General features: G+C 71.9%; 25 protein-coding genes. 13 read left to right on the top strand and 12 right to left on the bottom strand.

Annotated elements, in window-relative coordinates; translation table 11 throughout:
• Positions 1-113: 113 nt before the first annotated feature.
• Both H4696_RS24165 and H4696_RS24160 read right to left on the bottom strand, forming a co-directional pair.
• Complete coding sequence (locus H4696_RS24165) at positions 114-2093, bottom strand: SDR family oxidoreductase (protein WP_086859539.1); 1980 nt, start codon at positions 2091-2093, stop codon at positions 114-116.
• Positions 2094-2372: 279 nt separating this feature from the next.
• Positions 2373-2576, bottom strand: a complete 204-nt coding sequence (locus H4696_RS24160) for a hypothetical protein (protein WP_086859537.1) — start codon at positions 2574-2576, stop codon at positions 2373-2375.
• Positions 2577-2781: 205 nt separating this feature from the next.
• Between H4696_RS24160 and H4696_RS24155 the strand changes: the two genes are divergently transcribed.
• Both H4696_RS24155 and H4696_RS24150 read left to right on the top strand, forming a co-directional pair.
• Positions 2782-4005, top strand: coding sequence for an NAD(P)/FAD-dependent oxidoreductase (locus tag H4696_RS24155; RefSeq protein ID WP_086859535.1), 1224 nt, complete (start codon positions 2782-2784; stop codon positions 4003-4005).
• 21 nt (positions 4006-4026) lie between these two features.
• Entirely contained in the window at positions 4027-4407 is a 381-nt protein-coding gene (locus H4696_RS24150) for a hypothetical protein (protein WP_086859533.1), read from the top strand.
• Here the strand turns inward: H4696_RS24150 and H4696_RS24145 are convergent.
• Positions 4383-5603 (bottom strand): multidrug effflux MFS transporter, encoded by a 1221-nt coding sequence (locus H4696_RS24145; RefSeq protein WP_086859531.1) that lies wholly within the window; start codon positions 5601-5603, stop codon positions 4383-4385. The genes H4696_RS24150 and H4696_RS24145 overlap by 25 nt on opposite strands.
• Before the next feature lie 204 nt (positions 5604-5807).
• Between H4696_RS24145 and H4696_RS24140 the strand changes: the two genes are divergently transcribed.
• The 6 genes from H4696_RS24140 to H4696_RS24115 are packed head-to-tail and all read left to right on the top strand — an operon-like array spanning position 5808 to position 12310.
• Positions 5808-6659, top strand: a complete 852-nt coding sequence (locus H4696_RS24140; protein ID WP_086859529.1) for a fumarylacetoacetate hydrolase family protein — start codon at positions 5808-5810, stop codon at positions 6657-6659.
• A gap of 2 nt (positions 6660-6661) precedes the next feature.
• Positions 6662-7966, top strand: coding sequence for an enolase C-terminal domain-like protein (locus tag H4696_RS24135; protein ID WP_086859527.1), 1305 nt, complete (start codon positions 6662-6664; stop codon positions 7964-7966).
• Entirely contained in the window at positions 7959-8705 is a 747-nt protein-coding gene (locus H4696_RS24130; protein WP_086859525.1) for an SDR family NAD(P)-dependent oxidoreductase, read from the top strand. Before H4696_RS24135 ends, H4696_RS24130 begins: the two co-directional genes overlap by 8 nt.
• Before the next feature lie 43 nt (positions 8706-8748).
• Positions 8749-9780 carry a sugar ABC transporter substrate-binding protein gene (locus H4696_RS24125; protein ID WP_086859523.1) on the top strand — a complete coding sequence of 344 codons (1032 nt, stop codon included), beginning with the start codon at positions 8749-8751 and terminating at the stop codon, positions 9778-9780.
• On the top strand, positions 9777-11300 hold the full coding sequence (locus H4696_RS24120) for a sugar ABC transporter ATP-binding protein (protein WP_086859521.1): 1524 nt from the start codon (positions 9777-9779) through the stop codon (positions 11298-11300). Before H4696_RS24125 ends, H4696_RS24120 begins: the two co-directional genes overlap by 4 nt.
• On the top strand, positions 11297-12310 hold the full coding sequence (locus tag H4696_RS24115; RefSeq protein WP_086859519.1) for an ABC transporter permease: 1014 nt from the start codon (positions 11297-11299) through the stop codon (positions 12308-12310). The genes H4696_RS24120 and H4696_RS24115 overlap by 4 nt, the downstream gene beginning before the upstream one ends.
• 28 nt (positions 12311-12338) lie before the next feature.
• Here the strand turns inward: H4696_RS24115 and H4696_RS24110 are convergent, their stop codons facing one another.
• Positions 12339-13070, bottom strand: a complete 732-nt coding sequence (locus H4696_RS24110) for a FadR/GntR family transcriptional regulator (RefSeq protein WP_086859517.1) — start codon at positions 13068-13070, stop codon at positions 12339-12341.
• A gap of 80 nt (positions 13071-13150) precedes the next feature.
• Between H4696_RS24110 and H4696_RS24105 the strand changes: the two genes are divergently transcribed.
• From H4696_RS24105 to H4696_RS24095, 3 genes are read left to right on the top strand one after another with little or no spacing between them, the layout of a single operon-like run.
• Positions 13151-13489, top strand: coding sequence for an L-rhamnose mutarotase (locus tag H4696_RS24105; protein WP_086859515.1), 339 nt, complete (start codon positions 13151-13153; stop codon positions 13487-13489).
• A gap of 4 nt (positions 13490-13493) precedes the next feature.
• The gene (locus tag H4696_RS24100) at positions 13494-14456 is read left to right on the top strand and encodes an aldo/keto reductase (protein ID WP_086859514.1); all 963 of its coding nucleotides are present in this window, start codon (positions 13494-13496) and stop codon (positions 14454-14456) included.
• On the top strand, positions 14453-15304 hold the full coding sequence (locus tag H4696_RS24095) for an amidohydrolase family protein (RefSeq protein WP_086859512.1): 852 nt from the start codon (positions 14453-14455) through the stop codon (positions 15302-15304). The genes H4696_RS24100 and H4696_RS24095 overlap by 4 nt, the downstream gene beginning before the upstream one ends.
• A gap of 31 nt (positions 15305-15335) precedes the next feature.
• On the opposite strand, the gene shbA is transcribed toward H4696_RS24095, so the two are convergent.
• The 4 genes from shbA to H4696_RS24075 form a co-directional block, all read right to left on the bottom strand.
• Complete coding sequence (shbA, locus tag H4696_RS24090; RefSeq protein WP_225955791.1) at positions 15336-15995, bottom strand: RNA polymerase sigma factor ShbA; 660 nt, start codon at positions 15993-15995, stop codon at positions 15336-15338.
• Positions 15996-16249: 254 nt separating this feature from the next.
• Positions 16250-16546: a DUF202 domain-containing protein gene (locus H4696_RS24085; RefSeq protein WP_086859510.1), complete on the bottom strand. Its 297-nt coding sequence runs from the start codon at positions 16544-16546 to the stop codon at positions 16250-16252.
• Between the two features lie 70 nt (positions 16547-16616).
• A complete protein-coding gene (locus tag H4696_RS24080; RefSeq protein WP_086859509.1) occupies positions 16617-16970 on the bottom strand; it encodes a YidH family protein in 354 nt (117 codons plus the stop codon).
• An 11-nt stretch (positions 16971-16981) separates the two neighbouring features.
• The gene (locus H4696_RS24075; protein WP_086859508.1) at positions 16982-17455 is read right to left on the bottom strand and encodes a GtrA family protein; all 474 of its coding nucleotides are present in this window, start codon (positions 17453-17455) and stop codon (positions 16982-16984) included.
• A gap of 149 nt (positions 17456-17604) precedes the next feature.
• On the opposite strand from H4696_RS24075, the gene H4696_RS24070 reads away from it, so the two are divergent.
• Both H4696_RS24070 and H4696_RS24065 read left to right on the top strand, forming a co-directional pair.
• Complete coding sequence (locus H4696_RS24070; protein ID WP_086859507.1) at positions 17605-18015, top strand: hypothetical protein; 411 nt, start codon at positions 17605-17607, stop codon at positions 18013-18015.
• Positions 18016-18096: 81 nt separating this feature from the next.
• Positions 18097-18390 carry an iron-sulfur cluster biosynthesis family protein gene (locus H4696_RS24065; RefSeq protein WP_086859505.1) on the top strand — a complete coding sequence of 98 codons (294 nt, stop codon included), beginning with the start codon at positions 18097-18099 and terminating at the stop codon, positions 18388-18390.
• 210 nt (positions 18391-18600) lie between these two features.
• Here the strand turns inward: H4696_RS24065 and H4696_RS24060 are convergent, their stop codons facing one another.
• The 4 genes from H4696_RS24060 to H4696_RS24045 form a co-directional block, all read right to left on the bottom strand.
• Positions 18601-19722: a glycerate kinase gene (locus H4696_RS24060; protein ID WP_086859503.1), complete on the bottom strand. Its 1122-nt coding sequence runs from the start codon at positions 19720-19722 to the stop codon at positions 18601-18603.
• Positions 19719-20651, bottom strand: coding sequence for a 2-hydroxyacid dehydrogenase (locus H4696_RS24055; RefSeq protein ID WP_086859501.1), 933 nt, complete (start codon positions 20649-20651; stop codon positions 19719-19721). The genes H4696_RS24060 and H4696_RS24055 overlap by 4 nt, the downstream gene beginning before the upstream one ends.
• 9 nt (positions 20652-20660) lie before the next feature.
• Positions 20661-21548, bottom strand: a complete 888-nt coding sequence (locus H4696_RS24050; RefSeq protein WP_086859499.1) for an SGNH/GDSL hydrolase family protein — start codon at positions 21546-21548, stop codon at positions 20661-20663.
• 106 nt (positions 21549-21654) lie between these two features.
• Positions 21655-23733: an alpha-galactosidase gene (locus H4696_RS24045; protein WP_086859498.1), complete on the bottom strand. Its 2079-nt coding sequence runs from the start codon at positions 23731-23733 to the stop codon at positions 21655-21657.
• Positions 23734-23796: the final 63 nt, after the last annotated feature.

Genomic DNA, 23796 nt, shown 5'->3' with positions numbered 1-23796 from the left:
GATTTCCGGCATTTCCAGCTCCCCAGTTCACGCCCGCACCGGTGTGCGGGAACTCGCGCGAGGGTAGAAGTACCGTCGCCGCCGTGCCAGCGTTTCGGCGGAATACGCGGGGATCAAGCACGACGGCGCCAGATCGAGCGGGTCACCGCCGCCGCGACCGACGCCGGCGCGGGGCGGCGGGGGAGGTCCCGGGCTTCCGGCGCCGACTCCCGCACGGCCGAATACGCGAGGTGCGCGGCGAAGCGGGCGAGCCGCGGCGCGACGAGCGCCGCCAGTTCGGCCGCGCGGCCTTCGGGCAGGCTGAGGATCTCCGGCCGCTCCTCGCACGCCTTCACCACCAGGGCCGCCGCGCGTTCCGGGCTGCTCGACGGGAGCCCGCGGTAGCCGGTCGGCGCGATCATCGGCGTCCGCACCAGCGGCATCCGGACCGAGGTGAACGTGATGCCGTCCGAGAGCGTCTCGCGCCCGGCCGTCAGCCCGAACTCCTCCAGCGCCGCCTTCGACGCCAGGTACGCGGAGAAGCGCGGGGTGTCGGTCTGCAGGCCCTGGGTCGTCACGTTGACGACGTGGCCGAACCGCCGCTCGGCCATCGACGGCAGGAACCCGAGGATCAGCCGCACCGGGCCGAAGTAGTTGATCGCCATCGTGCGCTCGAAGTCGTGGAACCGTTCGGTGGACAGCGCGACCGAGCGCCGGATCGACCGGCCGGCGTTGTTCACCAGCACGTCCACCGCGCCGTGGTCGCCGAGGACGTCCTTGACGAGCGCGTCGACCGCGTCGCCGTCGGTGAGGTCGCACGGGTAGGCCGCCGCGGTGCCGCCCGCCGCGAGGATCTCTTCCCGCACCTCTTCGAGTTCCGACGCGCGCCGGGCCACGAGGATCACCTTCGCGCCCTTGCGCGCCACGGCCAGCGCCGACGCCCGGCCGATCCCGGACGACGCGCCGGTGACCAGCACCGTCCGCCCGGCGAGGCCATGGGTGCGACGGGCGCGGTCGGGGTCGAGGTGGGCCTGCCAGTAGCGGTAGAGCGGGCCCGCGTAGTCACGGAGCTCGGGCAATGTGATGCCGCTGCCGAACAACGCCGTCGTGGTGCGCGCGGTATCGAACTCGACGGGCATGCTCAGGTGCGGCAGCACTTCGAGCGGGACGCCCAGCTCTTCGAGGACGGCGGCCCGCGTGGTCCGGCCGCCGGGCACGCGGTCGATCCCGGCCGCGGCCGCCTTCGCGACCCGCCCGCCCACGCGCCGGACCACTCCGGACGGCCGGGCGGGCAGCGCGGCCCGGATCACCGGCCCGCCGGCGGCGCGCGCGAAGGCGTTGTAGACGGAGTTGAGCGACTGCGGCCGCGCGGCGGCGAGGTGGTAGGTCGACCCGGACGGCGCGTCCCGGTGCATCAGGTGGTCCATCGCGTCGACGACGTAATCGACCGGCACCAGGTTCGTCGCGCCGAGGTCGGGGGCGGCCAGCGGGAGCCGCCGGGGCAGCGCCGCCAGCCGCGAGATCGCGGGGAGGAAGAAGTAGGGCCCGTCGACCTTGTCCATCTCGCCGGTGCGCGAGTCGCCGACGACGGCGGAGGGCCGGTAGACGCGGAAGGGCAGGGCCTGCTCGCGGACGAGCTTCTCGGCCTGGAACTTCGTCGCGTGGTACGGCGAGCCGAAGCGCTGGCCGAGGTCGAAGTCGGCTTCGGTGAACCGCCCGGCGTGGTCGCCCGCGACGGCGATCGAGGACACGTGGTGCACCAGCCCCGCCCCCGCCGCGGCGGCGAAGGCGAGCAGGTGCCGGGTGCCCTCGACGTTGGCGCGCCGGTTGGCCTCTTCACCGGCGGTGAGGTCGTAGACCGCGCCCAGGTGGACGACGTGGTCGAGGTGCTCGAACCCCGCGGGGTCGACGCCGAGCCGGGGTTCGGCGAGGTCGCCGACCACGGGCCGCAGCTTCTCCGCGCTCGCCCAGTCCCGGCTCAGCGCGGCCAGCCGCTCGCGGGAGGTTTCCCGCACCAATGCGTACACAGCGGACGTCTCCGGCCGCCGGAGCAACCGCGCGACCAGGCGTTTCCCGATGAAACCCGTCGCACCCGTCACGAAGTAGGTCGTCATGGCCGGTCCCTTCCGTCGGGACCGACTCTAACCTACTGGAAAGTAGGAACGGTAGTTGTCAGTGTTGCCCAGGGGAGCGAACCCCGGGCCCCCGCCAAAGTCGGGCCCGCGGCGGCCGTTGGACGCACCGAACGCCACATTGGGTGCGTGGGACGCACCGAACGCCACATTGGGGCGCATCCGGGACCAGAACACCAGGTCCTGCAGCCACATCGGTCACACCGCCCACACCCGGTCGGCCGGGCACCAGGTTGCCGGCGCCCTGGGTCGGCCGCCGGGTCAGGTTTGCGCCGTCTCGTCGGCCGTCGCGACGACGGCGTCACGCAATGCGGCCCGCAGCCGTCCGACGTCGAGCGGCCCGAGCACCGCCGCCTCACCGGGCGGCGCGACCAGCACCACCTTGTCGTTGCTGACGAACACCGTCACGTCCCTGCGCCTGCCGGCCAGATCGCGACAGCCGATCGACCACTCGCCCCGACTCATGGTCGCCGCCCTCCGATTCCTTCGTCGATCGTGCTTCGTGCGAGGGTGGGATGGGGCCGTGCCGGTGCTATGACGCGGGTTCACCCGATCTGCCTACTCGCGGGTTTTGTCTTGCGCTTCGCGGATTTCCGGCGTATCCCCCGGTCGTGGCGCGGCCGGTTCCGGAGTACCGTCCGCACCGTCTCGTCGTCGTGGGAGGTCGCTGATGTCGGAGCCGCGGAAGATCGTCATCGTCGGTGCGGGACTGGGCGGGGCGTCCGCCGCGGCCGCGTTGCGAGAGCGTGGTTACACCGGCGAAGTCCTGTTGATGGGCGCGGATCCGCACCGCCCGTACGAGCTGCCGCCGCTGTCCAAGGGCATCCTGCTGGGCAACACCGACGAGCCCGACTGGGTGCACGAAGAGAAGTTCTACGCGGAGAAGGACGTCCGGTTCGCGGCCGGCGTCACGGCGACCCGCGTCGAGCTGGGCGCCCGCCTGGTCCTCGACGACGCGGGCGGCGAGCACCGCTACGACCGCCTGGTCCTGGCGACCGGCTCTCGCCCCCGCACCCTCCCGGTCCCGGGCGGCGACCTGCCGGGGCTGTACACGCTGCGCACCCTGGACGACGCGCTGAAGCTGCGCTCGGCGTTCGCGGAAGCGGAGCGGGTGGTCATCGTCGGCGCGGGCTGGATCGGCTCGGAGGCCGCCGCGGCGGCCCGCACGCACAACGCCGACGTGACGGTGGTGGACCCGGTCCCGGTGCCCTTGGCCAACGTAGTCGGCGAGACGATCGGCGGCGTCTTCCGCGACCTGCACGTCTCGAACGGCGTGAACTACCGCCTGGGCGAGCAGGTAGCGGAGATCACGGGCGGCCCGGACGGCGTCCGCGGCGTCCGCCTCGGCAGCGGCGAAGAGCTGCGGGCGGACGTGGTCCTGATCGCGGTCGGCGCGGCTCCCCGGGTGGAGCTGGCCCACGCGGCCGGCCTGGAACTGTCCGACGACGGCGGCGTCTGCGTCGACGCGGGCCTGCGCACGGCGGCCCCGGACGTGTACGCGGTGGGCGACATCGCGGCCCACTTCCACCCGCGCTACGGCCGCCGGATCCGGGTGGAGCACTGGGCGAACGCGAAGGACCAGGGCACGCACGTGGCGCAGAACCTGCTGGGGGAGAACGAGCCTTTCCTGGCGTCGCCGTACTTCTTCACCGACCAGTACGACTTGGGGTGCGAGTACCGGGGTCTCGCGGACCCGGTCACGGACGAACTTGTGGTGCGCGGGGACCTGGCGGCCCGCGAGTTCACGGCGTTCTGGCTCCGCGACGGCGAAGTGGCGGCGGCGATGAACGTGAACATGTGGGACGACGGGGACGCGCTGGGCACGCTGGTGGACGGCCGGGCGAAGGTGACGGCGGAACAGCTGAAGACCGCGGATCTGGCCTCGCTGACCTGATCTTCGTGCGAGTATCGCCTCGTGAAGGAATCAGACTTCGAAGACAGCTTCCACCCGACCGACGCGGAAATCCGCGCCTGGGCGTACAGCGGTGCCGGCGAGCCGATGCAGGACTGGGACATCCTGCTCGCCGAGCCCGGGAACCTTCCCCTCTTGCTCGAGCTGGCCGGGGATCCCGCTTGCCCGGCCCGCGAAACGCTGCTCAGCAGCCTCTACTGCGTGGTCGGCCACGCGCCGGCCAAGGAGGACTTCCGCGAGACCGCCCGGATCGCAGAGCGGTCCGGGGACGCCTGGCTCGAAACCTGGGCGCGCCGGGTCCGCGAAATCCTCGACCACCCGGACACCTTCGACCGCTCCGACTGGTGCGGCTTGCCCGGCTACGCGACCAAGCCGACGGGCTGAGGTTTCCGCGTCAGCGCGAGAAAAGCCACCAGCGCCAGCGCGGCGAACCCCGCCATCGTCGCGGCCATCGGCACCGCCGTTCCCGGCCCGCCGAGGCCCACCAGCGGTGTCGCCGCCGCGCCGACCACGAACTGCAGCACCCCCAGCAACGCCGACGCCGACCCCGCGGACCGGGCGTGCGAAGCCAGCGCCAGTGAACTCGCGTTCGGCATCACCAGCCCGATGCTCGACACCAGCAGGAACAGCGACACCAGCAGCAGAGCCAGCGGCGCCCGGAACAACGCCGAGGCCAGCACCAGTGCCCCGCCGACGACCCCCAAGAGCAGCCCGGACGACAGCAGCGCCCGCTCGGAAACCCGTCCCACGAGCCGTCCGTTGAGCTGGCCCGCCAGGACGATTCCCACGCCGTTGACGCCGAACACCACGCTGTACGCCTGCGGGCTGAGCCCGTACACGCCCTGCAGCGCGAACGACGATCCCGAGATGTAGGCGAACATCGAGGCGAACAGCAGCCCCGACGCCAGCGCGTAGCCCGCGAACGACCGGTCCGCCACCAGCCGCCCGTACGTCCGCATCACCTGGCCGAGCCGGGCGGGGGTCCGGACCGGGGACGGCTCCGGCAGGAAGAACACGACCACCGCCAGCAGCACCGCGCCGAACGCCGTCAGCGCGACGAACACCCCGCGCCACGACGTCCAGTTCAGCAGCTGGCCGCCGATCAGCGGGGCCAGGATCGGGGCCAGGCCGCTGACCAGCATCAGCGTCGAGAAGAACTTCGTCATCGCGGTGCCGGAGTAGAGGTCGCGGACCGTGGCCCGCGCGATCACGACGCCCGCGGCGGCGCCCAGCGACTGGATGAACCGCGCGCCGACCAGCAGCCACGCGTCCGGGCTCACCGCGCACAGGACCGAGCCGACGACGTACAGCACCAGCCCCGCGAGCAGTGGGCGGCGGCGGCCGAACGCGTCCGACAGCGGGCCGAGCACCAGCTGGCCCAGCGCCAGCCCCACGATGAACGCGCTCAGCGTCAGCTGGACCGTGCTGTCCGCCGCGCGCAGGTCCTCGGCCATCCGGGGGAGCGCCGGCAGGTACATGTCGATCGACAGCGGCCCGAACGCCGAGAGGCCACCGAGGATGAGGACGAACTTCAGCTGCGCGCGCCCGCTGGTCGCGGTACGTTCCGCCGTGGTGGTCATCGGCCTCCTCCGGGTCCTGACTCCGACCAGCGACCCCGGCGGCGGGGCTATTCCGGCTGTGATCGGTGACACCCTGTGCTCAAATGAGCGTTAACGGATACTGATCCGACCAATTTCCGGGCTATTCGCCGCTGGCTCTGGATCGAGGCCCGCGACTGCGATATACATCGGATGTCTGGTCGGTTGTGGGTGAAGGGAATATCCGTGCAGCTAGTGCGCCTCGGAGAGCCGGGAAGTGAGCGCCCGTTCGTGCGGGACGGCGACGGCACCACCTACGAGCTGGGCGGGCTGACCGCCGACGTCGACGGCGGCTTCCTCGCCGCGGACGGCATCGCGCGTGCCGCCGCCGCGCTCGCCGCCGGGGAGCTGCCGAAGGCCGACGTCGAAGGGCTCCGCGTCGGCTCGCCGATCGCCCAGCCCGGCAAGGTCGTCTGCATCGGCATGAACTACCGCCGCCACGCCGAGGAAACCGGGGCGACGCCGCCCACCGAGCCCGTCGTCTTCATGAAGGCGCCGGACGTCGTGGTCGGCCCCGGCGACGACGTCCTCATCCCGCGCGGCTCCGCGAGCACGGACTGGGAGGTCGAGCTCGGCGTCGTCATCGGCAAGACCGCCCGCTACCTCGAGAGCGTCGACGAAGCCCTCGAGTACGTCGCCGGTTACGTCGTCTCGAACGACGTCTCCGAGCGCGAGCTGCAGTTCCGCACCGCCCAGTGGGACAAGGGCAAGTCGTGCGAGAACTTCAACCCGCTCGGCCCGGCGCTGGTCCAGGCGAGCGAGGTGCCGGACCCCCAGGACCTCGGCCTGCGGCTGTGGATCAACGGGGAAAAGAAGCAGGACTCGTCCACCAAGGACATGATCTTCAGCGTCGCCGAGATCGTCCACCACCTGAGCCAGGTGATGGTGCTGCGCCCCGGCGACCTGATCAACACCGGCACACCGGAAGGCGTCGCGCTCGGGCAGCCCGACCCGAAGCCGTACCTGCGCGACGGCGACGTGATCGAGCTCGAGATCGACGGCCTCGGGCGGCAGCGCCAGGTCGCGAGGCAGGCCTGACCATGGCGAAGATCATCGGTATGGAGGTCCTCGACGTCCGGTTCCCGACGTCGAAGGAACTGGACGGCTCGGACGCGATGAACCCCGACCCGGACTACTCCGCCGCCTACGTCGTGCTGCACACCGACGGCGGCCCGGACGGCTACGGCCTCGCGTTCACCATCGGCCGCGGCAACGACGTCCAGGCCGCCGCGATCCGCGCGCTCGCCCCGCACGTCGTCGGCCGGGACGTCCCCGAGGACGCGGGCGCGCTCGGCGACCTGTCCCGCACGCTCGTCGGCGACTCGCAGTTCCGCTGGCTGGGCCCGGAAAAGGGCGTCGCGCACATGGCCGTCGGCGCGATCGTCAACGCCGCGTGGGACCTCGCCGCCCGCCGCGCGAACCTCCCGGTCTGGCGGTTCGCCGCGCGCATGACCCCGGAAGAACTCGTCTCCCTGGTCGATTTCCGGTACCTGTCCGACGCGCTCACCGAAGCCGAGGCCCTGGAGATCCTGCGCCGCGCGGAACCCGGCCGAGCCGAGCGCGCCAAGCAGCTGGAAGCGAATGGCTACCGCGCCTACAGCACGTCTCCCGGCTGGCTCGGGTACGCCGACGCGAAGCTCGTGCGGCTCGCCGAACAGGCCGTCGCGGACGGCTTCGGGATGATCAAGCTGAAGGTCGGCGGCAACCTCGAGGACGACGTCCGCCGCATGAAGCTGGCTCGCGAGACGGTCGGGCCGGACGTCCGGATCGCGGTCGACGCCAACCAGCGCTGGGACGTCCAGGCCGCGGTCGACTGGATGACCGAACTCGCGCCGTACGACCCGTACTGGATCGAGGAGCCGACCTCGCCCGACGACGTCCTCGGCCACGCCGCCATCGCGAAAGCGCTTGCGCCCATCAAGGTCGCGACCGGCGAGCACGTCCAGAACCGCGTGGTGTTCAAGCAGCTGCTGCAGGCGGACGCGATTTCGGTGCTGCAGCTGGACGCCGCCCGCGTCGGCGGCTTCAACGAGAACCTCGCGATCCTGCTGCTCGCCACCAAGTTCGGCGTCCCGGTGTGCCCGCACGCCGGCGGTGTCGGGCTCTGCGAACTCGTCCGGCACCTCTCGATGTTCGACTTCGTCGCGGTGTCCGGCACCGACGCGGACCGCTCGATCGAGTGGGTCGACCACCTGCACGAGCACTTCACCGACCCGGCCGTCGTCGAGCGCGGCCGGTACCTCGCCCCGACCGCACCCGGGTTCTCCGCGCGCATGCACGACGCCACGCTGCGCCGGTTCCGCTTCCCGGACGGTCCCGAGTGGACGGAGACCGCAAGTGAGTGAATTCGAGGGCCTGGTGGCCGCCGTCACCGGAGGCGCCTCGGGCATCGGCAAGGCTGTCGCCACCCTGCTGGCCGAGCGCGGCGCGCAGGTGGCGGTACTCGACTTGAAACCGGATGACGACGGCTTCCGCTGCGACGTCTCCTCCGATCAGGAAGTCCGCGAAGCGATCGACGCCGTCGTGGACCGCTTCGGGCGCCTCGACATCCTCGTCAACAACGCGGGCATCGGCGCGCAGGGCGACGTCACGGCCAACGACGACGACGAGTGGCACCGCGTGTTCGACGTCAACGTCGTCGGCATGGTCCGGCTCGCCCGCGCCGCGCTGCCGCACCTCAAGAACTCGCCGTCCGCGGCGATCGTCAACACCTGCTCCATCGCGGCCTGGGCGGGCCTGCCCAACCGCGCGCTCTACTCGGCCACCAAGGGCGCGGTGCTCTCGCTGACCCTGGCCATGGCGACCGACCACCTGCCCGACCGGATCCGCGTCAACTGCGTCTGCCCGGGCACGGCGGACACCCCGTGGGTGGGCCGCCTGCTCGACGCCGCCGACGACCCGGCGGCCGAACGCGCGGCCCTCGCCGCGCGCCAGCCCATGGGCCGGCTGGTCACCGCCGACGAGGTCGCCAACGCCGTCGTCTACCTCGCGAGTCCCCTTTCCGCTTCGACCACCGGCACCGCGCTCGCGGTCGACGGTGGCATGTACGGCCTGCGCCCGCGCGGCCCGGTGCAACCCCGATAAGACTTTTTCCGCTGTCATCAAGGAGGATGCGGTGCGCAATAGGGTGATCACGGTGGCCGCCACGGCCGCCGTCTGCGGCCTGGTACTGGCCGCCTGCGGGTCCACCAAGGACAACGCGTCGGCGCCCGCGGCGGGCGGCAGCCCCGGCGGCAAGGTCGGCGCGACGCTGCCCCTGCTGACCTCGCCGTTCTGGCAGGCCTACAACAACTACGTGCCGCAGATGGCCAAGTCCGAGGGCGTCGACGTCCTCCCGACGGTCAACGCGGACAGCGATCCGGCCAAACTGATCACCGACATCGGCACCTTCCTCAACCAGGGCGTCAAGGGCCTGGTCGTGACGCCGCTGGACTCGGCCGCGATCGTCGCCGGGCTCAAGCAGGCCGAGAACAAGGGCGTGCCGGTGGTCGCCGTCGACGTCGCCCCCGAGAGCGGCAAGGTCGCGATGGTCGTGCGGGCCGACAACAAGGCCTACGGCACCAAGGCGTGCGACGCGATCGGGCAGAAGGTCAAGTCCGGCAAGGTCGTGCAGATCATGGGCGACCTCGCGTCGGTCAACGGCCGCGACCGCTCGGAAGCCTTCCGCGACTGCATGAAGTCCAAGTACCCCGGCGTCCAGGTGCTGGAGATCCCCGCCGAGTGGAAGGCCGACAAGGCGTCCGCCGGGCTGGACAGCATGCTGACCGCGAACCCGGACATCAAGGGCGTCTACATGCAGGCCGGCGGCGTCTACCTGGCCCCGACCGAGCAGGCGCTCAAGCGCAAGAACCTGTTCTTCCCGGTCGGCGACCCGAAGCACATCGTGCTCGTCTCCAACGACGGCATCCCGCAGGAACTGGCCGCGATCCGCGCCGGCGAGCTCGACGCCACCGTGTCCCAGCCGGCCGACGCCTATGCGAAGTACGGCCTGTACTGGCTGAAGAAGGCCATGGCCGGCGAGACGTTCAAGCCGGGCCCGACCGACCACGACAGCACCATCGTCGAGATCAGCCCCGGCATCCTCGAGGACCAGCTGCCCGCGCCCGTCATCACCAAGGACAACGTGGACGACAAGGCCCTCTGGGGGAACAACCTGTGACCGCGCTGCCCGCCGGCGAACCCGCCGTCCCGGTGGTCAGCGCCGTAGGAGTCGGGAAGCGCTACGGCCCCACCGTGGCGCTCCACGACGTCAGCCTCACCGTGCACCCCGGCGAGTCGCACGCGCTCGTCGGGCGCAACGGGGCCGGCAAGTCGACGCTCGTCTCCATCCTCACCGGGCTGTCCGCCACGGACACCGGGCACGTCGAGTTCGGCGGCGAGCCGGCCCCGCCACTGTCCAAACAGGACGACTGGAAGGCGCGCGTCGCCTGCGTGTACCAGCACGCGATGGTCGTCCCGCAGCTCACCGTCGCCGAGAACCTGTTCCTCAACCGGCAGGCGGGCGGCGGGTTCTCGATCGGCTGGAAGTCGTTGCGGCGCCAGGCCCGCGAGCTGCTCGATTCGTGGGACGTCCACGTCGACGTCGACACCCCGGCCGGTGAGCTGTCGGTCGAGGACCGGCAGTTCGTCGAAATCGCCCGCGCGCTGTCCTACGGCGCCCGGTTCATCGTCCTCGACGAGCCGACCGCGCAGCTGGACAGCCAGGCCATCGAGCGGCTCTTCGAGCGGATGCGCCAGATGCAGGCGGGCGGGGTGACGTTCCTGTTCATCTCGCACCACCTGCACGAGGTGTACGAGGTCTGCCAGGCCGTCACGGTGCTGCGCGACGCGAAGCACGTGCTCACCGCGCCGGTGGCCGAGGTGGGGCGCGCGGAACTCGTCGACGCGATGACCGGCGAACCCGGCGGCTTGTCCGTGCGGGACGCCGCTTCGCGCGAGTCCCTCGAAGCGGACGCCCCGGAGATCCTCGCGGTCGACGGCCTGTCCGGGGACGGCTTCTCCGGCGTCTCCTTCCGGCTGCGCCGCGGCGAGGTCGTCGGGTTCGCGGGCAGCAACGCCAGCGGCAAGCACCAGGTCGCCGAGACGGTCTACGGCCTGCGGACACCGTCCGCGGGCACGATCCGCGTCGACGGCTCGCCGCTGCGGCCGGGTGACATCCCGGCGGCGATCCGGGCGGGCATCGGCTGCGTGCCGCGCGACCGGCACCACGAAGGCCTGGTGCTGGAGCACACGATCGCCGACAACGCGACGCTGTCGATCCTGGACAAGCTGGGCCGCGGCGGGATCGCGTCCCCGCGCACCCGGTTCGCGAGGGCGTCCCAGGCGCTGAAGGACTACGACATCGTGGCCGCCAGCGCCGAGCAGCCGGTGTCGGACCTGTCCGGCGGCAACCAGCAGAAAGTCGTGCTGGCGCGGGCCCTGATCGGCGACCCCCGGGTCGTGGTGCTGATCAACCCGACCGCCGGGGTGGACGTGAAGTCGAAGGAGGCGCTGCTCGCGGTCGTCGACCGGGTGCGCGCCGAAGGCAAGGCGGTGCTGATCGTCAGCGACGAGCTGGACGACCTGCGCCTGAGCGACCGGGTCCTGGTGCTGCGCGCCGGGGCCGTCGTCGCCGAGCACCAGGCCGGGTGGTCCGACGGCGACCTCGTGGCCGACATCGAAGGAGTCGAGCTTTCGTGACCGACGTGATGACCTCTCCGCAAACGGAGCTGCCTGCGCCGCCCCGGCGCCGGAAAGCCCTCTGGCTGCGTGAACTGGCGCTGCTGCCCGCGCTCGTCGTGGTGTTCGTCATCGGCGGCCTGGTCGACGACACCTTCGTCGGCTGGAGCAACATCGTCAGCATCCTGACCGCGTCGGCGGCGCTGTCGCTGGTCGTGCTCGGCGAGTCGCTGGTGCTGATCACCGGGAAGTTCGACCTGTCGCTGGAGTCGACTATGGGCCTGGCGCCGGCGCTCGGCGCGATGGTCGTGATCCCCGCGGCGTCGGCCGGCTTCGGCGTCGAGCTGCCCGCGGCGATCGGCCTGCTGATCATCCCGCTGTGCGGCGCGCTGGTCGGGTTCGTCAACGGCTTCCTGATCGTGAAGCTGAAGCTGAACGCCTTCATCGTCACCCTGGCCATGCTGACCGTGCTGCGCGGCGTGCAGGTCGGGTCGACGCAGGGCAAGACGCTGTTCAACCTGCCGGACTCGTTCACGAACCTCGCCACGACGACGTTCGCCGGCCTGCCGATGTCGGTCTGGCTGGCCGCGGCGCTGTTCGCAATCGCCGGCTGGGTGCTGCGCTACCACCGCGTCGGCCGCGCGCTGTACGCGATCGGCGGCAACCGCGAAGCCGCGCGGGCGGCCGGGGTCCGCGTCGACCGGATCGCGTGGGCGGTGTTCGTCGTCGCCGGGATCCTCGCCGCGATCGGCGGGCTCGCCTACACCGGTTACGTCGGCGCGCTGGGCGCGAACCAGGGCTCCGGGCTGATCCTGCAGGTGTTCGCGGCGGCGGTGATCGGCGGCGTCTCGCTCGACGGCGGCAAGGGCACCCTGGTCGGTGCGCTCACCGGCGTCCTGCTGCTGTCCTCGGTGTCGAGCCTGCTCAACTACGCGCACGTCCGGGCGGAGTGGCAGGGCGCGATCTACGGCGCCATCATCCTGGTCGCGCTGATCATCGCCCGGTACGCGGGCGGAAAGCCCCAGACCTGATGGTCAGCCCGTGATCATCGGATCACTGTCAGGAGGCTTCCGCGGCCGGCCCGTCGTCCGAATCGGGCACGGTCGGGTCGTCCGCGGTGCCCAGGGCGTTGCGCAGCCACTGCTCCACGCCCGCGACGTGCACGGTCGCCCACGAGCGCGCCAGTTCCGGCTCGCGCGCCGCGATGGCCTCGTAGATCGCCGTGTGCTGTTCCCGCGTCTTCGCGACCGCGCCCTCCTGGGTGAGGCCGCGCCAGATGCGGGCGCGGGCGGTCGGCCCGGAGAGGCTGTCGAGCAGCGAGCAGAGCACGGGGTTGCCGGAGCCGTCGGCGATCTTGCGGTGGAACTCGAGGTCGTTGGCGACCAGCGCCTCGACGGTCGGCGCGTCCTCCAGCTCGCCGAGCAGCCGGCCCAGCTCGGTGATGTCGGCTTCGCTCATGTGCAAGGCGGCCAGCGCGGTCGCGGCCGGCTCGAGGATCCGCCGCACGGCGAGGAAGTCGAGGACGGTGTCGTCGCGGTGGAAGTCGACCACGAACGTCATCGCGTCGAGCAGCAGGTTCGGCTCGAGGCTGGTGACGTACGTGCCGTCGCCCTGGCGGACGTCGAGCACCCTGATCAGGCACAACGCCTTGACGGCCTCCCGCAGGGAGCTGCGCGAGAGCCCGAGCCGCTGGGCCAGCTCGGCCTCCTTCGGCAGCCGGTCGCCCGGCGCCAGCTCGCCGGAGATGATCATGTCCTTGATCTTGTCGATCGCGACATCGGTGACGGGCATCGCGTCCGTCCTCCCTGCACCAGACCTCGGATGTTTCGGTGTTCGACACCAGCGTGCCATGTCCCGGCGAAGGAGTGGTGATGACCCACCAGCCCACACCTCAAAGAGTGGCCCTCCATACCCGCCTGAAGCCGGGCAAGGAGGCCGAGTACGAGTCCGTCCACGCCGTCATCCCGCCCGAGCTGGACACCGCCCTGCGCGAGGCCGGGGTCCGCACCTGGCGGATCTGGCGTAACGGACTCGACCTCTTCCACGTCGTCGAAGTGGACGACTACGCGGCGATGCGCGCGGCGTTGCGGGACCACCCCGCGAACGTCCCGTGGCAGGCCAGGATGGCCGAGCTGCTGGCCGTCGAAGACGACTACTCCGGCGACGACACCGGCATCGGGCTGGTCTGGGAACTGCCGGCGAAGGAGTGACGCGGTGAACTTGTCCCCGCTGGGTCTCGGCTGCGCGCAGCTGGGCAACCTCTACCACGCGATCAGCGACGAGACGGCGGCCGCGACCGTCCGCCGCGCGTGGGACGAGGGCATCCGGTACTTCGACACCGCGCCGCACTACGGCCTCGGCCTGTCGGAAACCCGCCTCGGCGCGGCCCTGCGGTCGTACCCCCGCGACGAGTACGTGCTGTCCACGAAGGTCGGCCGCGTGCTCGAACCCGATCCGGACGGCGCCGCGCGGCAGGACGACCAGGGCTTCGCCGTCCCGGCCGCGTACCGGCGCCGGTGGGACTTCAGCCGCGACGGCGTCCTGCGGTCCTTCGAGGACAGCTTGACGCGGCTCGGGCTCGACCGCGTCGACGTCGTCTACGTCCACGACCCCGACGACCACTTCGAGGAAGCCCTGCGCGGGGCCTTCCCGGCGTTGCGCGAGCTGCGGGAGCAGGGCGTGATCGGCGCGTTCGGCGCCGGGATGAACCAGGCGCCGATGCTCGCCGAGTTCGTCCGCCGCACCGACCTCGACGTCCTGCTCGTGGCCGGCCGCTACACGCTGCTGGACCAGCCCGCCCTCGACGAGCTGCTGCCGCTCTGCCTCGACCGCGGGGTCCGCGTGGTCGCCGGCGGCGTGTTCAACGGCGGCATCCTGGCGACGGCCGAGCCGGGCCGCGTCTACGACTACGCCGAGGCGCCGCCCGAGCTGGTCGAACGGGCCGGGCGGATCGCGGCGATCTGCGCGCGGCACGGTGTCGAGCTGCCGGAAGCGGCGCTGGCGCTGCCGATGGCGCACCCCGCGGTGGCGTCGGTCGTCGTCGGCGCGCACGATCCATCCCAGGTCAGCGTGAACGCGCGGCGGGCCGGGGCCGTCGTGCCGCCGGAGCTGTGGACCGAACTCGTCGGCGCGGGCCTGCTGCGTGCCGACGCCGTCATCGCCGAAGGAGTCTCATGATCGACGCGCACCACCACCTGTGGGACCCCTCGCGGCGCGACTACCCGTGGATGGCCGGCGAGGCTCTCGACCCGATCCGCCGTCCGTACACCGTTGACGACCTGCACGCGGTGACGAAGGCGGCCGGCGTCCACGCGACGATCCTGGTCCAGACGACCTCGTCGGCCGAGGAGACGGCCGAATTCCTCGAGACCGCGGCCGCGGAACCGCTCATCGCGGGGGTCGTCGGCTGGACGGACCTGGCGGCCCCGGACGTCGCCGAGCGGCTCGCGGCGCTGGACGGTCCGCTGGTCGGGATCCGGCACCAGGTGGAGACCGAGCCGGACGACGAGTGGCTGCTGCGCCCCGCCGTGCTGGCCGGGCTGGGCGCGGTCGCGGCGGCGGGTTTGACCTACGACCTGCTCGTGCGCGTCGACCAGCTGCCCGCGGCCACCGCGCTGGCGGGACGGCTGCCGGAGCTGCGGCTGGTGCTGGACCACGCGGCCAAGCCGGCGATCGCGGCGGGGGAGTGGGAGCCCTGGGCATCCGGGGTGACCGCGCTGGCCGCGCACGAGAACGTCGTGTGCAAGCTGTCGGGCCTGGTCACCGAGGCGGACTGGACCGGCTGGGAGGCCGGGCACCTGCGGCGGTACGTGGACCACGTGCTGGACGTGTTCGGCCCGTCCCGCGTGGTGTTCGGCTCGGACTGGCCGGTGTGCGAGCTGGCGGCGTCCTACGAGCTGGTCGTGGACACGGCGATCGCGCTGACGGGCGGGTTGTCGGACGGGGAGCGCCTCGCCGTCTTCGAGCACAACGCCCGGACGGTCTACGGCTTGGACGCGGGCGGGGAGTCCTCTTCCAGGGGGTAAAAGAGGACGCCCCGCCCGCCGCTCGGGAGGCTCAGAACTCTTCGTCGCCGCTGATCATGCCGCGCAAGCGGGTCAGCGCCCGGTGCTGCGTCACGCGCACGTTGCCCGGGGAGATGCCGAGGGCTTCGGCGGTCTCCTGGGCGGAGAAGCCGACGGCGATGCGCAGGGTCAGGATCTCCTGCTGCACCCGCGGCAGCGAGGCGAGCAGCCGGCCCAGCCGCGCGCCGAGGTCGAGGTGCAGCGCGTGGGATTCCGGCTCGTTGCCGGCGACCAGCGGGCGCTCCGGGAGCTCGGGGACGGGCTCGGAACGGTCGCGGGCGACGGCGCGGTAGGCGTCGGCGACCTTGTTGGCCGCGATCGCGTGCACGAGGTAGAGGAACGAGCCCCCGCGGTCCTGATAATCGGGAAGGGCCTTCAACACCGCGAGGCAGACTTCCTGGGCGACGTCGTCGGCCGACAGGTACGAGAGGTCGCGCCCGCCCATGCGCGCCCGGCAGTAGCGGACCACCACCGGCTCGATCATCTGGAGCAGGGAGTGGATCGCCGCGGGGTTCCCCTCACCCGCGTCCTTCACCAGGGGGTCGAGATCCTCCTTGGTGAGCCGGCCGCCGGGCCGGGGCAATGACTCCGGAGTGCGATAATCGCGAACGGCGGTAGCGGGTTCTTCGGTGGTACTCGGCGGTGCTGTCATGGTCGTCTCCCCGGCCGACCCTCGACCGCCGCTGCCGGGGGACTCCACTCTCCGTGACTTTCCGGTTGCAGATACTCCGGGAGATCCGGGTTGATCTGCCATCCGTGCGACGCTGGGTAATCGTAAGCACCTCCATGGCGGTCAGTCCAGATTTCAACGACCAATACCCCGTTCGCAGCATCGACCGTGATGTTCCCGCGACCAGTCCCCGCACATTGCGATTAATCGGTTTCAGGATGTGCGGAGTTCACTCGTCAGTGGAAGACGAGCACGGAAGCGGCAGTGGCGGTCACGGCGAGCGACGCGATCGCGGGCAGCGCGGGGTGGGCCGGCCCCGGTCCGGGGGTGCGCAAGGCCCGTTCGCGCAGCATTCCGAACGCCGCTAGCAGGGCGGATGTGCTCGCGGACAGCAAAACGGGGACCAGGGTGACACCCCAATGGCGCTGGGCGGCCGAGTGCAGGAGCAGTACGGTGCAGGCGGCGGCCGCCAGCGCCGTCCGGCGCCAAGCGAGGCCGGTGCGCTCGGCTTGGGCCCCGCTCGCCGGATTCACGACCGCCCCCGAGGGGTCATGACGGTATTTCTGACCTGGTGATAATCGCGAGGGAGCGGTATTCGCGGCGTCACGAGACGGCCAGGAGCACCGCGGCGGCGACGATGAGGATCAGCAGCCCGCCCGTCAGCACCAGGATCATCCGGCTCCGCGGCAGTGGCTCTCCGGCACGCATCGCGACCTGCACCCGCCGCCAGCGGGGATACGCGGTCGCGGCGAGGATCGCGGCCAGCGCGACGCACAGCCCGGCGAGGACGGCGCTGGCGGCGGCCGGCGACGGCACCAGCTGGTGCACCGCGACGCCGCCCGCGAGCAAGCCGAGCGCGGTGCGGAGCCAGGCGAGGAAGGTGCGTTCGTTCGCCAGCGTGAAGCGGTAGTCCGGTTCCGTGCCGCCGTCGTGGGGCTTGATGTCGTCCGAGGCCACGCCTGCAGACGCTAGCCGCTGTGCGCCGCCGTGGCCGTCCGGTGTGCGAACACCCACCAGCGGAGCACGGCGAACCGCACGAACCCGCCGACGAAGCTGGCCAGCAGCAGCGTGCCGGTCTCCTCCCACGACGTCGGCCGGTCGACGAGCGCGTCGAGCAGCGCGAGCACCGCGGAGCCGTACCCGGCGTAGAAGGCGAAGGTGAGCAAGTCCTGCAGGTGCCGCTTCCCGGCGTTGCTGGGCCGCCCGGCGAAGGTGACGCGGCGGTGGAACTCGGTGTTGCCGACCGTGGTGAGCGCGATCGCGACCAGGTTCGCGACCTGCGAGCCGAGTTCGTCGCGGAACAGCAGGAAGAGGAGGGCCTGGACGCCCGTCGTGATGACGCCGGCGACGACGTACCACGCGGCGTGCGTGCCGAGCTCGTGGTGGCGGTCCGGGGCGGTGGCGAGCAGCCGGCTCTCCGGTGCGCACCTGGTGGTGGCCATGTTGCCAAGCTACCTTGCGTTCACAAACTTGTGAATGTGTTAAACCGGTTGAAGAAATGTGATCCCGGCGACACCGCCGGGGTTTCGGCTCCCCGGCGTCCGGGGTAGGTCACGGGGGATGACGAGTTCCGAGCGCGAGGAGACGACTGGTGAGTGACCGTGACTCGGCCGAACCGGACAGCTTGAGCCCGAGCGAAGCACTGGACGAGGACGAGCTGCGCGTGGATCCGCTCGAAGCGGGCGTCGAGCCGGCGGAGCACTGGAGCGCCGCGAACCGCTACGGCACCACGCCGAGCGAGATCCGCGAGGGCGAGCCGATCGAGCAGCGCCTGGCCGAAGAGGAGCCGGACACCGAACCGGAGCAGGTCCCGGAGCGCCCCCTCGCGGCGACGCCGGCGGCGGAGCTCGACGAGACGATCGAGGACGCCCCGCCGGACTTCGAGCCGGTGACCCCGGAGGACGAGCTGCCGCACCGCCACGCGGACCCGGACCCCGGCGAGCGGGCGGACTACGCGGGCGGCTCGGTGGCGGACGCGATCCGCGAGGCCCGGCAGGGCTGATCCGCTCAGACTGCGCGTCCGTTCGGGCGCCCCTAGCGTGGGGCACCAGTGCATCGGACCGCGACGAAGGGAAGGCCGAAAATGCTGACCGTGACCGAAGCCGCCGCCGAGGCGATCACCGCACTGACCAGCCAGGGGGAGGGCGACGCCGGGCTCCGCCTGGCGGTCCAGAACGCCGACGGCGAAAGTGCCCAGCTGGCCCTGTCGGTGGCGCCGGAACCCGCGGAGGGCGACAGCGTGCTGGGGGCCGACGAAGGCCCGAAGGTGTTCCTGGAACCCCAGGCGGCGGCGCTGCTCGACGACAAGGTGCTGGACGTCCAAGAGGACGAAGCGGGCGGAGTCGCTTTCGCGGTGCTGCCCCAGCACACGAGCTGACCGCGGCGGACGGGCCTTTCGCAGTGTGGCGAGAGGTCCGTTCGCCCGGTTGCCGTGAACGAGTCGTTCATGAAACGTCTTGAATGACTCATTCAGGTCTTCGGACGTCCTGAATGACTCATTCAAGACACCGGTGCACCGCTGCGGACCGCACCGACCCGACTTTGCCGCGGGACCAACGCGCCAGACGAGGTGAACGAGTCGTTCACGTCACCCGCGGGAGCGCCACTCCCGCACGAGTTCGGCCGCGCGGGCCCGCAGCAGCGCCGGCGCGTTCGCCTGCGCCTCCGCCACCGACGACGCGTGGTCGATCAACGCACTGCTCCCCACCACGCCCAACCGCGCCAGCCCGGCCTCGTCCAGCTGGATCCGCCCCGCGAGCACCAGCAACGGAATCCCGCCCGCCCGCGCCGCGATCCCGGCCGGCGCCTTGCCGTTCAAGCTCTGCTCGTCGAGCGATCCCTCGCCGGTGATCACGAGATCGGCACCCACCAGCGCGGCGTCCACCCCGGTCAGCCCGGCGATCAGGTCGAACCCGGACTCGACGGTCGCGCCCATCCCGGCGATCGCCCCGGCCGCGACGCCGCCGCCCGCGCCGGCACCCGGTACCCGCGAGACGTCCGGCGCCCCGCCCACCTGCAGCGCGTGCGCCCACCGGCCCAGCGCCTCGTCGAGCAGCTTCACCTGCGCGGGCCCCGCCCCCTTCTGCGGCCCGAACACCGCCGCGGCTCCCGACGGGCCCAGCAGCGGGTTGGTCACGTCGGTCGCGACCGCGACGCTCACTCCTTCGAGGCGTTCCCGCACGGGAGCCAGCTCGGTGGACGCGACCCGTGTCAGCGTCCCGCCGCCCAGGCCGACCGGCGCGCCGAACGCGTCCAGCACGCCGGCGCCGAGCGCGCCCAGCATCCCCGCGCCGCCGTCGGTGCTGGCCGTGCCCCCGACGGTCAGGACGAGCCGGCGAGCGCCGTGCATCAGCGCGTCCATGAGCAGCTCGCCGACACCCCAGGTGTGCGCGGCCAGCGCGGTTTCCGGGGTGGGGTCGACGAATTCGATCCCGCACGCCCGCGCCGATTCGACGTACGCCGTGCCGTCCAGCACCGCGTACCGCGCCTTGACCTGCTCGTCGAGCGGACCGCGGACGGACAGCCGGACGATCCGGGCCCCCGCCGCTTCGAGCACGTCCAGTGTCCCTTCGCCGCCGTCGGCGACCGGGCACGAGACGACCTCGGCGTCCGGCAAGGCATCCCGGACGCCGAGTGCGATGGCTTCCGCGGCCTCGACCGCGGTGAGACTGCCCTTAAACTTGTCCGGCGCGATCACGACACGGGTCACGGCTTCACCTCCGTCAGCGGGGTCCGCCCGGCGAGCACCGCCACGACGTTGCGGGCGGCCAGCACGGCCATCGCGGTGCGGGTTTCGACCGTCGCGGACCCGAGGTGCGGGCTCAGCACGACGTCGTCGCGGCCGAGCAGGCGCGGTTCGACCTCGGGTTCCTTTTCGAACACGTCGAGCGCGGCGCCCGCGATCTCGCCGGCTTCGAGCGCGTCCGCGAGTGCTGCCTCGTCGACGACCGGGCCGCGCGTGGTGTTCACCAGGTAGGCACTGGGTTTCATGGCGCGCAACGCGGCCGCGTCGATGAGGTGCCGGGTGTCCGGCGTCAGCGGGCAGTGCAGCGAGACGACGTCCGAGCGCGCCAGGAGTTCGTCGAAGGGAACGGAACCCCGGTTCGACCGTCCCGAGTGGACGATCTCCATGCCGAACGCCTCGGCGCGTTTCGCCACCGCGCGGCCGATCTGGCCGTACCCGACGATCCCGAGCGTCTTGCCCTGCAGGCCCGAGCCGAGCAGGAAGCCGAGGTGGAACGACCACGGCGTGCGCGAACGCAGCAGCCGTTCGCCCTCGCCGAGCCGCCGCGTGACGGCGAGCAGCAGGCCGAAGGCGAGGTCGGCGGTCGCGTCGGTGAGCACGCCCGGCGTGTTCGTCACGACGACGCCGCGCCCGGCCAGCGCCGGGACGTCGACGTTGTCGTAGCCGACTGCGACGTTCGCGACCACCTTCAGGCCCGGGCCGGCGGCGTCGGCGAGGGCGCCGTCGAGCCGGTCGTGCAGCATCCCGACCACGGCGTCCGCGCCGGCCACGAACTCGTGCAGTTCCGCCGGTGTGAGCGGGCGGTCGGCGGGCGACACCACCACGTCGCCCGCTTCGGCGAGGAGCTTCACCGCGTCGTCGGGAATCCACCGGGTCACCGCGATCTTGGCCACCCCGACAGCCTAGTCCCCCTGAACGGCCTCGAGAACGATCTCCGACTGCGCCGCCGCGCCCGCGCCGTTGGGGTGGAAGGGGAAGGCGAGCAGCAGCGGGTTGCTCACCGAGACCGGGATCAGGCCCTCGACGTACCGCACGGTCGGCGCCTGGCACGCGTCGTGGCCCAGGGTGGGGGAGTAGGTGTCGACCAGTTCGACGCCGTTGTCCGCGGCGACCCGCGCGAGCATGGCGTTCATCTGGAGGAACTTCGCCTGCAGGTAGGCGATGTCACCGTCGGCGACGGGGATCACCGGCCAGCAGCCCTTGCCGCTCGCGGGCAGGCCGGCGAGGTAGTTCACCAGCAGGATCCGCGCGTGCGGCGACCGCTCCTTGATCCCCTGCAGCGCCGCCGCGATCTTCGGCTCCGTCGCCGTGACGGCGTTTTCCAGCTGGTCGACGCCGCCCGCGGTGAACTTCGCCTTGCAGGTGCTCACCGGCAGCAGGTTGAGGCACTGCGTCACGGCCGCCGCCAGCCCGATGTCGTTGCCGCCGACGCCGACGGTGACCAGGTCCGTGGTGGGCGTGAGCCGGTCGAACTGCGGCGGGTTCGTGCCGCCCAGCGGCAGCTTCTGCGGCTGGGTGAAGTCGGTCGTCGTGGCGCCGCCGCAGCTCGCGTCGCGGAACGTCTCGACGCCCAGCGCGCCGGCCAGCTCGTGCGGGTAGTCCGAAGTGGACTGCGCGCAGTCGAGCGGCGTGTACTCGGTGGTGGGCGGGAAGGTGACGAAGACGTCGGCGGTCCAGGAGTCCCCCAGTGCGACGTACTCGTGGTAGCCCGTGCTCGCGGACGCCGGGGCGGCGAGGGCCAGCACGGCGAGCGCGGGTACGACGAGCAGGGCGGACAGGCGCTTGCGCATGCTGCCTCCGTTGGCGAGCGAAGTGAAGGACTTTCACATTCGGCTCACGCCCGGTGAAAAGTCAATCACCCTCACCCACGCCGGTCACGCCGAACGGCGTGGGTAATCAGACCCGGGTCAGCCGCACCACCGCGCTCGCGTACCCGCTGCCCGGGAAGTCGACGTCGAGGCCGTGGCTCAGCAGCACCGCGCCGTCGTGCACGACGCCGCCGGAGTCGCGGTAGCGCCCCGCCGGGTCGAGGCCGGCGAGCCGCGGCGGCGTGAACGGCCGCGCGAACTCCGCGGGCCGCCGCCAGAAGAAGACGACCACTTCGCGGTCCAGCACGTACTGCACCGCGGTCAGCGCCGACGTCGCCGGGTCCGCCAGCCGGTACAGCTCGCCGTGCTGCACGACCGGCCGGATCTCCTTGTACAGCGCGACGAGCGCGGCCGCCTCCTCGAGTTCCGCGGCACTCCACTTCGGCAGGTCGCCGCCCAGCCCGAGCACGCCCGCCATGGCGACGTGGAACCGGAAGCTCAACGGCGCTTCGCGGCCGGTGGTCGGGTTCGGGCTGTCGGTGACCCAGGCCGACATCGTGCCGGCCGGGTAGAGCTGCCCGTAGCCGTGCTGGATGGCGATCCGGTCGGCCGCGTCGGTGTTGTCGGACGCCCAGATCTCGTCGGTCCGCGCCAGGATCCCGAGGTCGGTGCGGCCGCCGCCGCCCGCGCAGCCCTGGATCCGCAGCGCGGGGTGGTCGGCGCGCAGCCGGTCGAGGATCGTGTGCACCGCGCGGACGTGGTCCACCCACACGCGCCCGGCCGCCCCGCCCGGCCAGCCGGCTTCGGTGAAGGCGCGGTTCATGTCCCACTTGAGGTAGTCGATCCCGTGCTCGCCGACCAGCCGGTCGAGCCACTTGTGCGCCCAGTCCGCGACATCCGGGCGGGCGAAGTTGAGCACGAGCTGGTTCCGCAGCGTCGTCCGTTCGCGGTTCGCCATGTGCAGCACCCAGTCGGGGTGCGCGCGGTAGAGGTCGCTGTCCGGGTTGACCATCTCCGGCTCGACCCAGAGCCCGAACTGCATCCCGTGCGCGTGCACGGCGTCGACCAGGGGCCGCAGCCCGCCGGGGAAGCGCTGTTCGTTGGCGGTCCAGTCGCCCAGCCCCGCGGTGTCGCCGGTGCGGGCGCCGAACCAGCCGTCGTCCATCACGAACAGTTCGGCCCCCAGGCGAGCGGCCGCCGCGGCCAGGTCCGTCTCGGTCCGCTCGTCGACGTCCCAGCCGGTGGCTTCCCACGAGTTGTAGACGATCGGCCGCAGTTCCGCCGGGTGCGGCTGGACGAACTCGCGGACGTAGGCGTGCCAGCGCCGGCTGGTGCCGCCGAAGCCGTCGGCCGCGTAGAGCCCCGCGAACACCGGCGTCTCCCAGGTTTCGCCCGGCTGCAGCCGCCAGGCGACGTTCTCGTGGCCGAACCCGCCGGTCCACGTGACGCGCCCGGTGTGCGTGTGCTCGACGGTGATCCGCCAGCTGCCGCTCCAGGCGAGCGCGGTGCTCCAGACCTCGCCGGAGGTCTCGGTCGCGTCGCCCGCGTCGAGCATCACCCACGGGTTGACCTGGTGGCTGGACACGCCGCGACGGCTGGTCAACGTCGTCTCGCCGACCGGCAGGGCTTCGCGCAGGACGCCGTACTCCGCGCTCCACGCGCCCGACGTCCGGGTCAGCCGGGCGCCGTCGCGGCGGGGGAGCGTCCAGGACGCGGAATCCGTGCGCAGCAGGGAAACCGCCTGGTCCGCGCGCAGCGACGTCCAGCGTTCGACGACGTCGCCGCGGACGCGGTAGTGCAGCGAGAGCCGGAGGGGGTAGTGCCGGTCGGCGAGCCGGATGACCAGCGTTCCGTCCTCGATCGCGAACCCGTCGTAGCGCCACTCGAGCGCCGACGTCCCGTCCTCGAACCGCACGGCCAGCGCCGAGACGCCGAAGAACGCGCCGCCTTCGACCGGGAGTTCCTGCCGCTCGTCGCCCGGCTCGTCGAAGCTGCTGTCGGCCGGGTTGCGGCGCGCGGCGACCTGTGTGGCCTGGGCCAACGTGAGCGGCGGGCCCCAGTGGACGTGGCGTGGCCGGTCGTCGGCGTCGAGCCGGAAGGCGTACGAGCTTTCGGGGGTGCGCAGCAGCCAGAGCCGGTGCGCGGGGTCGTGTTCGACGAGCGACATGATCCCGAGCGTAGGCATGACCAGCGAAAAAATAAATTCTTGACGAAGTTAATTAATCCTGCC

The sequence above is a fragment of the Amycolatopsis lexingtonensis genome (assembly GCF_014873755.1).
In the GTDB taxonomy this organism is placed as follows: Bacteria; Actinomycetota; Actinomycetes; order Mycobacteriales; family Pseudonocardiaceae; genus Amycolatopsis; species Amycolatopsis lexingtonensis.
The sequence above is the reverse complement of the archived record's forward strand: the minus strand, read 5'-3'. Positions and strand labels throughout refer to the sequence as shown.